Here is an 11,219-nt window from a genome sequence, read left to right as displayed (position 1 = left end):
TGCCCGATGTCGCAACAGGTCATAACGCCGCCGACGCGCCCCCTGCCCAAAGGTAAAATCAGCTACGAGCAGTTTCTGCAGTGGCTGGACGAAGATACCTGGGCAGAATGGGTGGATGGAGAGGTTGAACTGATGAGCCCTATTTCCGCTCCACATCAGGATGTTGGACGATTTCTCATTGCCATCTTGCAGTTTTACATGAACTACCACCGTCTGGGCGTCTTGCGCTACGAGCCTTTTCAGATGAAGACGGGCGCGGATTTGCCGGGTCGCTCCCCCGACATCCTGTTTGTCCGCCGCGAAAACCTGCACCGCCTGAAAGACACCTTTCTGGACGGACCCGCCGACCTCGTGGTAGAAATCGTCAGCCCAGAGAGCGAGGAGCGCGACCGCGTGCAGAAGTTTTCGGAGTATGAGCGGGGCGGGGTGCAGGAGTACTGGCTGATAGACCCGCAGAAGCGTCAGGCGGAGTTTTATGTGCGGAACGAGGCGGGCAAATATGTGCTGATAGCGAAAGGAGAGACGGGCGAATATCGCAGCGTGGTGCTATCAGGCTTGTGGCTGCGGATAGAGTGGTTGTGGAACCCGCCGCCCGAAATAGAAGTGCTGAAAGCGTGGGGCATCATATAGTGAGGTGGCAACTATGTGTTTTCTCCTTCCAGTTTTAGCCGGCATCTCCTTCTCCGATGCCCGCTGGGTGCATCCGTTGTGTCAACCGCTCGACATCTCCTGCAATGGACCCTTTGTGGTTCTGCAGGATGGCAGTCTGGCGACTGTAGACAGCAAAGGCTTTCGCGTGAGCAGAGACGACGGCAAAACGTGGTCAGACCCCACTTCCGTGTGCGAAGGCGTCAGCGACGACGAGCCAGCATCCCACTATCTGTTGCGTACCCAGAAAGGGACGCTGGTGATGGTGTACCTGAACTTCGTGGGAAGACACTTCGAGTGGGACGAACAGCGCAAGGAGCCGAAAGAAGGCTGTCGGCTGGAGGTGTGGGCGATTCGCAGTGTGGACGGCGGTAAGACGTGGATTGACAATCAGCGTGTGTTAGACGGCTACAACCCCAACTTTTTCGCGCTGATTCAGACCCGTTCGGGCAGGATTGTTGCGCCGTTGCAGCATCTCACCAGCAATCCGGGGCGGCTGATTACCTGCTCGGTCTACTCGGATGATGAGGGCAAGACGTGGCGGCGCAGCAACTGGATTGATTTGGGTGGGCACGGACATCACGATGGTGCGTTTGAACCCACACTGGCGGAGCTGAGCGACGGACGCCTGCTGATGCTGATTCGCACCAGCCTCGACCAGTTCTGGCAGGCGATTTCCACTGACGGCGGCAGGTACTGGCGCATCATCCAGCCCAGCGGCATCGACGCCAGCAACTCGCCCGGCTACCTGCTGCGCCTGCAGAGCGGACGCCTCGTGCTGGTGTGGAACCGCCTGCATCCCGAAGGGCGTGAGTGGCAGAAAAGCGACTGGAAGCAACATACCGAATTCCCCTCCTCGTGGCATCGGGAGGAGCTCTCCATTGCCTTTTCGGAGGACGACGGCAAGACATGGACAAAGCCCATCACCTTCGCCAAGCAAAGCGGTGGACAGCTGAGTTACCCGTATCTCTTTGAGCGTAGACCGGGCGAGCTGTGGGTCATTGCAGGCTTTGCCTTCCAGAAGTTCTGGGAAGACCCCCTGCCCCTTCGCCTGAAGATAGATGAGGAAGCCTTCATACGGCAGGCAAAACAGGTTTCCGCAGTACATTAGCAGATTTCATCGGGAGGGAAACGCCAATGCGATGGTTGATTTTCGCCGTTAGCGCGATGTTGGTTTCCACCGCCGCATGCGCGCAGGAGGAGGTTCGCGGTGCAGTGACCATCTACGATACCGTGTATGAGCGGGTGGATCCGGGCGCACCGTTCCAGGAGGCTCCCCGACAGCCGGAAAACTGGCAACCCCCTGCGCCATCGGCAGCGGAGCGAGCAGCCGGGTTCATCCCCTTCACCCGCGGCGAGCCGTTCGACATCAAGCCATGGAGCAAGCCGAAGCCTTCCGAGCGGCTCACCAAACTGCACGCGAACGTCGCTCTGGGGGAGACGACCTGCCTCTGGTTTGCCATCCACGCGCTGGAGCCGTTAAGGGAGGTGCGGGTTCGCGTGGAGCCACAGCAGCCGCCCACGAACACGCCTGTCGTGAAGACGTATTACGCGCACTTCTGGGCGCAGCGCACCGATTGGCGTGGAAGAACCTACTACATCACCCCGGAGCTGCTGCTGGAGATGCGCGACGGGCAGGCGCAGTTTCCCGCGGCGGGCGGCGTGCTGGAGTGGCGTACGTTGAATGTGCCAGAGGGTGAGAGCCGCCTGTTCTGGATAAACATCCACGTGCCTACCAGCCTATCAGGCGAATATCGCTATGCCCTTGTGGTTCAGGCGAAGGGGAAAGCGGCGTTCAAGATACCGTTGCAAGTTTATGTCTATTCGTTCCGCTTGCACAAACCTGCGGACAAACGCTGGCTGCTCTACGCCGATGCTTACTGGATAGGCAGACTGCCCGAGGAGAAACTGCTCGCGCTGCTCCAGCGGATGAGCGGCTACGGCATCGATGGACTGACCGAGCTCCCCATTGGCAACATCGATCTGTCCGCCCTGACAGAGGGCAAGGTGCAATACGACCCCCAACCGCTCCTGCGCTGGCATCGGCTGATGCAGCAAGCCGGGTTGCGGGGACCACATACCATTGGCACGTTTATTGAGGACCAGGTTCCCGCCAAACTGGGCATTCAGGCGGATGTCAACCGCGAGTGGGACGAGCGCGTCCGCGAGGCGATGCGCCTGATTGCCCGCACAGTGGTGCAAACGCTTCGCCCCTACGGCATCGACTGGCTCTTCTACGGGTGGGACGAACCCGGACCAGAAACCATCCGCGCGTTGGAGCAGTACCGCACATGGCGCGAAGGCGGCGCACAAACGTATGTCACTTTCTACCAACGCGGCACCTATGACGCAGCTGCGCAATGGATGACCCATCCCTGCTTCGCAGTCGGGCTGGTGGCTTCGAAACAGGGGGCGGAGTGGGCATACGAACAGTGTCGTGCGCGCCAGCAACAATTCTACTGGTATGGCAGCGGTTGTTATTTGGGGCAGGAGGGACGCCTGTTCGCGAACCGCTTCCTGACGGGATGGCTGTTCTGGAAGACCAGGGCAGACGGGCAGGTCTCATGGACTTTCGTGCGCCCGCACGAAGACCCCTTCAACGACTTCGACGGCTCGCGCCAGAACAGCGTGGAGCCCAAAGACCAGTGCACCGTCTACCCGCACCTTTCCCGCCCGAACGACCCTGACAGCATTGTGGGCATCATCCCCACCATCCAGTGGGAAGCCATTCGCGAGGGCATTAACGACTATCGCTACCTGAGTACCCTGCGCAATACCATCGCTTATGCGCGGAAGGTAGCCTCGGGCAAGTCCACCCGCTGGGCGCAAGAGATGTTGCGAGCTGCAGAGGACGCTGAGCGCACCCTGCAAATGCTGGAAGAGGGCGTGCTGTGGCTCAACGAGGTCGGCAGAGCGGGATTCAGCAATGCCAACCTGCAGGAGCTGCGGTTGATAGCAGGCGGGCAAATCGAGCGGCTGGTGCAGCGGCTACGCGGCGAGCGTATGGCACCTTCAAAACGCCCGCAGGCGGTCACGCTGCAGGTGGAGGTCGTACCGCCAGTATCGCATCCAGTGACAGAAGCGCAGCTGCCCGTGCTAACCGTCCCACGCTGGAGCCAGCCGCCCGTAGTGGACGGCAAGCTGGACGAGCCGCAGTGGCGCGTGGCGGCAATTGCCAGCCCGTTTTGGGAGAGTAACAGCAGTGTGCCGATGCCACCATACATGGAGACGCGAGGACTGCTGGCGTACGACGAAAACGCGTTGTATATCGGCATGGTGTGTCTTGCGCCGTACCCAGACCGTCTGGTGGCAGACCAGCGGCAGAGGGACGCCTTCGGCATCTGGCTGGACGAAAGCGTGGAGGTGTTTCTCGCTTCTCCAGATAGACCTGAACGCTACGCACACTTTATCATCAACGCCCTCGGCACCGTCTATGACGAGCTGGGCTTCGATGTGGGCTGGAACACGGAGATTACGGTGGCAACCCATACAGACGCCCAGGGCTGGACGGTGGAAATCGCCATCCCCTGGAAGTCGTTGCCGTTTGATGTCGACCTGAACGCAACCGACGAGCCGCTGCTGCGCCTGAATCTGGGGCGCAATCACCACCAGCGCGGTGAAGCGGGAGTGAGCCACTGGGCATGGTCGCCGACCTTCGGCTGGTTCCACAACACCCAACGATTCGGCGTGGCGATGCGGCACCAGGGCAACATTCTGGTCAAGAGCGTTACGCCTCCCTCTTACGTCGATGACCCCCCGATGCAGTTGACCGTGCTGAACCTGAGCGAAAGGCAGGAAGATGTGGAGGTCGGCGGGCGGCGCTTTGCGGTTCCTGCGCGGGGCGAGGCGACGATTGAAGTCCCTTCCCGCACCACTCCTGGCGACCACCAGTACAGGCTTCGGGTTCGCTGGCGCGATGGCGAGGTAACCGTTCCAATCACCTACTCCATCCCGCGCCCGATTCAGGTGGTGCAGCAGGTGGGGATAGTCAAAGACGGCGCGGGCAAGATACGGGTTGCCTTCGCCCTGCGCAAGCCGGAGGCGCATCGGCTGGTGGTTTCAGTGGATGAAATGCCATCCCTGCGCCAAACGTTGACCGCAGGTCGCGAATTCACCTTGAGGCTGAACGCCGTGCGTCAAGACCGGTTGTCCTTACGCCTGTCGGTGGAGGACTTCGCGGGTTGGTCGGAGAGGGCAGAGGTGTACGTGCTGTCAGAATAGGATGCCGTCACCCGCGTCCCCCCAGCCCGGCCGAGCAACAGGCTGGGCGCCTGCCACTGAACCCAAAAAGCATAGCCCACGGTTCAAACCGTGGGCTATCTTGCGCCTCCACGTTCGTGCTTCACCAGTATCACTTGCCAGCAGGCGGGCGCGCAGACTCCCCCTTCCTGGGCGCGGGCGTAAGCACCTCTACCTTGCCTTTCGTGACGTCGATCTCGTTGCGGTAGGTGGCGTACGCCACGCGCTTCTCGACGGCAAACTTGCCCGTCACGCGCACCCTGTCGCCCTCTTTGACCGTAGCGGTGCCGTAGCTGAACACGCTGATGGTTTGCTTGCCCTCGCCGATTTTGAAAGTGTAGTAGGCGTTGCCTTTCTTGCTTACCTTCTCTTTCAGGTCTCGCACCACGCCCACCAGCACCACCTGTTTGCCATCGTACTTCTTGCCGTCATTCAATAACTGTTGCACCGTGACCTGCTCCTGCGCCAACGCGGTCGTGATGAACAGCAGCGCGAAGAGCATCCACGCAAACCACCTCATTTTGTTCACCTCTCTTCCGTCTGCCGTCATTGATTGGGACGTTTGGGGAGGCATGTGCGACCCTCCTTCCCGAAAAGACATTACCAGCGCCATTATAGGGGGCGGCGGAGGGGCTGTCAAGCGGCTGGACAACCCGTTTCCGTAACTCCCCCGACGCGCTCAGCGGTCAACCACCTGATTCACCCTGCCCGGACGCTTCCGAATTTCGAACCTGTCGAAAAGCTTCCCCGTTGCGGTATACGCTTCGAAGCGAAGGGTATTTCCGTTGACGTGAACGAGATGATAAAACTGCGTATCTTGCGCGGAACGGTGCATCCACGGCTGCGGGTTGAGCTTGTACATCTTGGGTCCCGTCACCGAGTTCACATATACCGTGCCGCTGGGTTGAGGCTTACTGCGGGCGTAGGTATGGTCGTGTCCTTGCAGCACGAGGTCCACGCGATACTTGTCGAAGATGGGTTTCCACAGCGCACGCAGCTCGGGGTTATCCCGTCCCTGCGCCGAGGAGAAAATGGGGTAGTGGGTAAAGACAATCGTCCAGCGGTTGGGGTTGTCTTCCAGCACCCGTTCCAGCCAGCTCGCCTGCTGTTCCCGCTGTTCCATACAGTTCAGGGAGATAATTCGCACCCCCTGAACATCCACGTAGTAGTTGGTCTCTTTGAGCGTGGGGATGCCGTTTTCGGGGAGGGTAAACTGCGCCCGCCAGTGCGCACACAGTCTCCGCTGTCCTTCGGCATCTCGTGGATAGTCGTGGTTTCCTGGTGTGGGTAGACTGGGGATGGTCGCCCCCATCCAGCCCATCATCGCGAACCACTCTGCCCACTCGATATCTCTGTCTCCGCGGTTCACCAAGTCGCCCGCGTGCAATACGAAGAGGACGTCGGGATAGTGCAGGAACGCCTGGCGCACCACGCGCAGGCACGCGCTGCGGATGTCGTTTTGAGCGTCTCCCAGATAGAGGAAGGTAAACGGTTGCGGACGGTCGCTGGCGGTGCGGAAGTGGAACCACTCGCTCCAGTAAGTGCCGTCGCCCACGCGATAGGCGTAGAGCGTGTTGGGCTTCAGGTCGCGGAAGGTGACCGAATGGTAATGTGCTGTGCCCAGGTCGGTTTGCAGAGGAGTGGTTTGGGCGTCTACGGTTTTCGCCTGCTGGGTGAAGTTCGGACCGTCCCCTGCGGGAGCGATTTGCGCCACCGCCTTGGTGACGCTGGTGTCGGTACGCCACGTGACCGATTGCGTGGTTGCTGGGTCGTCGGACCAGGTGAGGATGATACGGTCAGGGTAGGGCGTCGGTAGTGCCCATGAAGGAGGTGGCGGCGGTGGTGTCTGTGGCGAGGGCGTCTGTTGCAAGCTGGAAGCGACGCTTATTCCCAGCACGGCTGTCATCACCAGAACCACCAGCCATGCCAGGACCCTTCGTGGCAGTAGGGAATCCATCTGGACATCATCTCCTTTCCGGCAAGGATTTCGGGCGTTAGTATGTTACCTGAGAGGAGATGAAGAGTCAAGACGCTTGACAGCACCCTGCGCTCTGGGGCACACTATGGGTAGCAAACAGAGAGGGTGAACTCTTTTCGTGTCTGAAGAACCGCTCATCAGCATTGTCATCCCGGCATACAACGAGGCGGACACCATCGTGCAGGCGATTGACCGGGTGCGCGCGGTACCGCTGCAGAAGGAGATTATCGTGGTGGACGACGGCTCCACCGACGAGACACCCCAGCTGCTGGCGCAACAGCCCGACGTGGTGGTGCTGCGACATCCGCAGAATCTGGGCAAGGGCATGGCGATTCGTACCGCCATCGCACATGCTACCGGCGACATTATCATCATTCAGGACGCCGATCTGGAGTATGACCCACTGGACATCCCGCGCCTCATCGCCCCGATTGCGGAGGGGAAGGCGCAGGTAGTGTACGGCTCGCGCTTTCTGACCACCAGACGCCCGAAGGGGATGCGCCTGCCCAACTGGCTCATCAACCGCCTGCTGGCGGCAATGGTGCGCTGGCTGTACTGGCATCCTCTGACCGACGAAGCCACCTGCTACAAAGCCTTCCGCGCCGACCTGCTCAAGAGCGTGCCGCTCACCTGCCAGCGGTTCGAGTTCTGTCCTGAGGTGACCGCGAAGGTCATCCGCCGAGGGATCAAAATCATGGAAGTGCCCATCTCCTACGAGGCGCGCACCACACTACAGGGCAAGAAAATCCGCTGGTGGGACGGCGTGGAAGCCATCTGGACGCTGCTCAAGTGGCGGTGGAAGCGGTTCTGAGAGGACTCGTGCGCCCTCGCTCAACATAAACTTAACAATTGGGGGCAGGTGTGCCCCTGCGCTGGCACGAATCCTCTTCCCCAGAAATCGTTACACGAGGTGGAAGCTATATGCGTTTGATGCTCTCCCTGCTGCTCACGCTGGGAACGTTTGGTATGCTCGTTGCCGCGCCCACGCGGATAGACCGTTTCATGCTGCAGGCTCCTGCGGGCGAGCGGACCGCACGTATTGACCCCGAAGGCACCACCATCCTGCCCAACGGGCGGCTGCTGACCCCGCGCGGGAAGCAGATTCGCGTTGCTCCACACCCTTACGGCATGACGCTCAGCGCGGACGGCAGTGTGCTGGTCACGGTGAACGGTGGGGTGGCTCCCTTCTCCCTGACGGTGATACGTCGTCCCGATAGCGACAACCCGCAGGTGTCGCAGATACCGCCGTCGGTAAACACGGAAAAGGAGGTGCTGCCCGCCACGTTTATCGGTGCGGCGGTGGACCCGGCGCGTGACCGTCTGTACGCCTCCGGAGGCAACGACGGCAGTGTCATCGTCTTTCGGCTGAGCACCGGAGAGCGCATGGAGCGGATAGACCTGAGCACCGAGGCGCATCCCGATGCTTTCACCACCGACATCGCGCTCTCTCCCGACGGTAGATGGTTGTATGTGCTGGATTTGGCGAACTACCGGCTGGTGGTGGTGAATACCCGTACCCTGCGACCGGTTGCGTCGATGGAGGTAGGGCGCAATCCCTTTGCCCTTGCGCTCACGGCGGACGGCTCGCGTGCCTACGTGGCGAACATGGGTACGTTCCAGTACGCGCTGATCGAGACGCGCCCCGGCGACGACCCGCGCGGCATCCTGTTCCCGCCCTTCGGCTATCCGTCGCGGGAGGCACGGGAAGGCGCTGTGGTGGATGGCAGGCGCGTTCCGGGGCTGGGCGACCCCAACGTGCCCGAAGCCTGTTCGGTGTGGGGGATAGACCTTTCCGACCCGACCCGCCCGCAGGTGGTGGTGAAGATAAAGACCGGCTTGCTGGTGGGCGAGTCCATCGGGGGCAGCGCGCCTGCTGCTCTGGCGGTATCCAGCGATACCGTCTTTGTCAGCAACTCGACTAACGACCTGGTGGAGGCTTACGACATCCGCACGCACCGCCGCAAATGGCGCACCTTGCTCACGCCAGCGGCCTTCCTGCGCCATCTGCGCGGGGTTGCGCCGTTTGGGCTGGCTCTCTCACCCGATGGCAGAAGGTTGTACGTGGCGGAGTCGGGCATCAACGCGGTGGGTGTACTCGACGCTCGCACGGGCAAACTGCTGGGGCATATTCCCGTCTGCTGGTATCCGTCGCGGGTGTGCGTCTCGCCGGACGGCAAGAAGCTGTATGTGGCGAACGCCAAAGGCTTCGGGGCGGGACCGAATGGCGGCGCGAATTTCGTGCCGGGTCCGGAGGGACGCAGCATCGGCAGGCTGATGAAGGGCACGGTGTCGCTGATGGACGTGCCCACCGACCGCGAACTGCGCGACCTCACCAAGCAGGTCATTGCGAACAACGGTTTCGTGCCGGTTCAAGCGAACCGACCCAAAGGGCATCCGGTGCCTGCCGTCGCCGGCATCCCATCCGATAAAATCCGCTACGTGGTGTTTGTCGCGAAGGAGAACCGCACCTTCGACGAGGTGTTCGGTGACCTGCCCGGCGTCAACGGCGACCCCACGCTGGCGCGGTTCGGGGTAAACCGCAAGGTGGGCGAACACGAGGGTGTGAACGTCATGCCCAACCACCGTGCGCTGGCGCAACGCTATGCGATTAGCGACAATTTCTATGTGGACAGCGACCACTCAGCAGATGGACACCGCTGGCTGGTGGGTGTGTATCCCACCCACTGGGTGGAGACCATCACTTCCGCGGGCTACGGGGGTGGCGCGCAATTCCGCCGAAGCAAGGCACCCGGGCGGCTCGCACTGTTTGAGTCCAACTCGTCGCTGACCCCCGAGGAGTATCTGGAACACGGCTCCATGTGGGAACACCTTCACCGCAACGGCGTTACCTTCCGCAACTACGGCGAGGGCTTCGAGTTTGCGGGTATGGCACAGGACCCCGATACCAAACCGACAGGCGGACGTCTGCCCGTGAACATCCCCATGCCGATGGTGTTGTATCAGAACACCTGTCGGGAGTACCCGGAATACAACACAAACATCCCCGACCAGTACCGTGCCGACCAGTTTCTGAAAGAGTTCCGCGAAAAGTATCTCTCCGGTAAGGAGCCTCTGCCTCCTTTCCTCTATATCTACCTGCCCAATGACCACGGCGCAGGCGCTCGTCCAAACAAGGGATACCCCTATCTGGAGTCTTACATGGCGGACAATGACCTTGCGCTGGGGCGGGTGGTCGAGGCGTTGTCGCACAGCCCGTGGTGGAAGGAGATGGCTATCTTCGTGACGGAGGATGATGCGCAAAGCGGGATTGACCACGTGGATGCGCACCGAAGTCTGCTGCTGGTCATCAGCCCGTGGGCGAAGCGCGGCTACATCTCACACCGGCAAAGCAGCATCGCCAGCATCATGAAGACCATGTACCTGATTTTGGGCATCCCCTACCTGAACCTGTACGACGCAGCAGCCAGCGACCTGGCGGATATGTTCACCACCGAGCCCGATTTGACGCCGTACCGCGCCCTGCCGGTAGACGCGCGCATCTTCGATCCAGAGAAGGCGAAAGACCCCAACGACCCCGACTACCGTCAGGCCCGTTTGGAGCCGTCGCCCGCGCTGGATACGCTGGAGGAAGCCATGCGCCAGCAGGAGGAGTGGGAGCGCGCGCAGGGCAACTGAGCGTCCTAACTGTCCGCGTCGGGGTCGAACCCGAGCTCCCGCAGCCTCTGGGCGAGGCGTTGAGCGCGTTGTTCCGCCTGCTCCATGCGGCGTCGCAGTTCGACATAGGGGATGAATCGCTCGCCGTCCGGGCGATACAGCACCAGCTCGCTTCCTTCCAAGCTGAATCGCGTGCCCAGCCGCGGGCTGACCCAGCCCTGCATCTGCTCAATCGGCTCTAAGGTGCCGTTGCGTCGCAGCCAGCCCTCGAGGATTCCGTAATCGGGGTCGTACTGGTAATACTCTTCCACCCCGTATCGCTCGTAGAAGCGGAACTTTTCCATGAGCGGCTGGTAGCGGTTGCCCGGAGACAATATCTCGAACACCACCTGCGGCGGAATGCCTCCCTCCTCCCACTGCCGGTAACTGCCCCTGTGCCCCTTCGGGCGACCGAACGCCACAAACACGTCGGGCGCAGTGCGGATTTCAGGATGTCCCTCTACGGGATACCACAGTAAATCCGCCGCCACGAACACGTCCTCGCGGTCTGCGAACAGGGCGCACAGGTTGTCGTACAGGTAGACAATAACCTCCAGCTGTTTAGTGTTTTCCGCCATCGGCTGACCATCCGATTCGGGATAGACTATCTCGGTTTTGAGTGGTTGCGGTATCGCCATGTCGCATCACCTGCCTCCCAGATACCCGTGGTCTACGGCGCGAACCTCTCGACCAACCCAGT

Annotated in this window: 8 protein-coding genes; 5 read left to right on the top strand and 3 right to left on the bottom strand. The window is 61.1% G+C overall.

Annotation, left to right across the window (positions count from 1 at the left end):
* Nucleotides 1-6 precede the first annotated feature (6 nt).
* The 3 genes from K6U75_01425 to K6U75_01415 are packed head-to-tail and all read left to right on the top strand — an operon-like array spanning nt 7 to nt 4,869.
* Nucleotides 7-630 carry a Uma2 family endonuclease gene (locus K6U75_01425; protein MCL6473704.1) on the top strand — a complete coding sequence of 208 codons (624 nt, stop codon included), beginning with the start codon at nt 7-9 and terminating at the stop codon, nt 628-630.
* Between the two features lie 13 nt (nt 631-643).
* Entirely contained in the window at nt 644-1,759 is a 1,116-nt protein-coding gene (locus K6U75_01420) for a glycoside hydrolase (GenBank protein ID MCL6473703.1), read from the top strand.
* A gap of 26 nt (nt 1,760-1,785) precedes the next feature.
* Nucleotides 1,786-4,869, top strand: coding sequence for a DUF4091 domain-containing protein (locus K6U75_01415; protein ID MCL6473702.1), 3,084 nt, complete (start codon nt 1,786-1,788; stop codon nt 4,867-4,869).
* 130 nt (nt 4,870-4,999) lie between these two features.
* On the opposite strand, the gene K6U75_01410 is transcribed toward K6U75_01415, so the two are convergent.
* Both K6U75_01410 and K6U75_01405 read right to left on the bottom strand, forming a co-directional pair.
* On the bottom strand, nt 5,000-5,407 hold the full coding sequence (locus K6U75_01410; GenBank protein ID MCL6473701.1) for a hypothetical protein: 408 nt from the start codon (nt 5,405-5,407) through the stop codon (nt 5,000-5,002).
* A gap of 159 nt (nt 5,408-5,566) precedes the next feature.
* Nucleotides 5,567-6,844 (bottom strand): metallophosphoesterase family protein, encoded by a 1,278-nt coding sequence (locus tag K6U75_01405; protein MCL6473700.1) that lies wholly within the window; start codon nt 6,842-6,844, stop codon nt 5,567-5,569.
* A 139-nt stretch (nt 6,845-6,983) separates the two neighbouring features.
* Between K6U75_01405 and K6U75_01400 the strand changes: the two genes are divergently transcribed.
* Nucleotides 6,984-7,676, top strand: a complete 693-nt coding sequence (locus K6U75_01400) for a glycosyltransferase family 2 protein (GenBank protein ID MCL6473699.1) — start codon at nt 6,984-6,986, stop codon at nt 7,674-7,676.
* A 110-nt stretch (nt 7,677-7,786) separates the two neighbouring features.
* A complete protein-coding gene (locus tag K6U75_01395) occupies nt 7,787-10,501 on the top strand; it encodes a bifunctional YncE family protein/alkaline phosphatase family protein (protein ID MCL6473698.1) in 2,715 nt (904 codons plus the stop codon).
* Nucleotides 10,502-10,506: 5 nt separating this feature from the next.
* Here K6U75_01395 and K6U75_01390 read toward each other — a convergent pair whose 3' ends face one another.
* Entirely contained in the window at nt 10,507-11,157 is a 651-nt protein-coding gene (locus K6U75_01390) for a Uma2 family endonuclease (GenBank protein MCL6473697.1), read from the bottom strand.
* Nucleotides 11,158-11,219: the final 62 nt, after the last annotated feature.

It is taken from the genome of Bacillota bacterium (assembly GCA_023511455.1).
Taxonomy (GTDB): domain Bacteria; phylum Armatimonadota; class HRBIN16; order HRBIN16; family HRBIN16; genus HRBIN16.
Note: the sequence above shows the minus strand (reverse complement) of the source record. Positions and strands in the feature narration are given on the sequence as shown.

Bases quoted from the DNA above. Each gene is read 5' to 3' on its own strand.
- K6U75_01395 (MCL6473698.1), top strand. From the start codon at position 7,787: ATGCGTTTGATGCTCTCCCTGCTGCTCACGCTGGGAACGTTTGGTATG.
- K6U75_01420 (MCL6473703.1), top strand. From the start codon at position 644: ATGTGTTTTCTCCTTCCAGTTTTAGCCGGCATCTCCTTCTCCGATGCC.
- K6U75_01410 (MCL6473701.1), bottom strand. From the start codon at position 5,407: ATGAGGTGGTTTGCGTGGATGCTCTTCGCGCTGCTGTTCATCACGACC.
- K6U75_01390 (MCL6473697.1), bottom strand. From the start codon at position 11,157: ATGGCGATACCGCAACCACTCAAAACCGAGATAGTCTATCCCGAATCG.
- K6U75_01415 (MCL6473702.1), top strand. From the start codon at position 1,786: ATGCGATGGTTGATTTTCGCCGTTAGCGCGATGTTGGTTTCCACCGCC.
- K6U75_01405 (MCL6473700.1), bottom strand. From the start codon at position 6,844: ATGGATTCCCTACTGCCACGAAGGGTCCTGGCATGGCTGGTGGTTCTG.
- K6U75_01425 (MCL6473704.1), top strand. From the start codon at position 7: ATGTCGCAACAGGTCATAACGCCGCCGACGCGCCCCCTGCCCAAAGGT.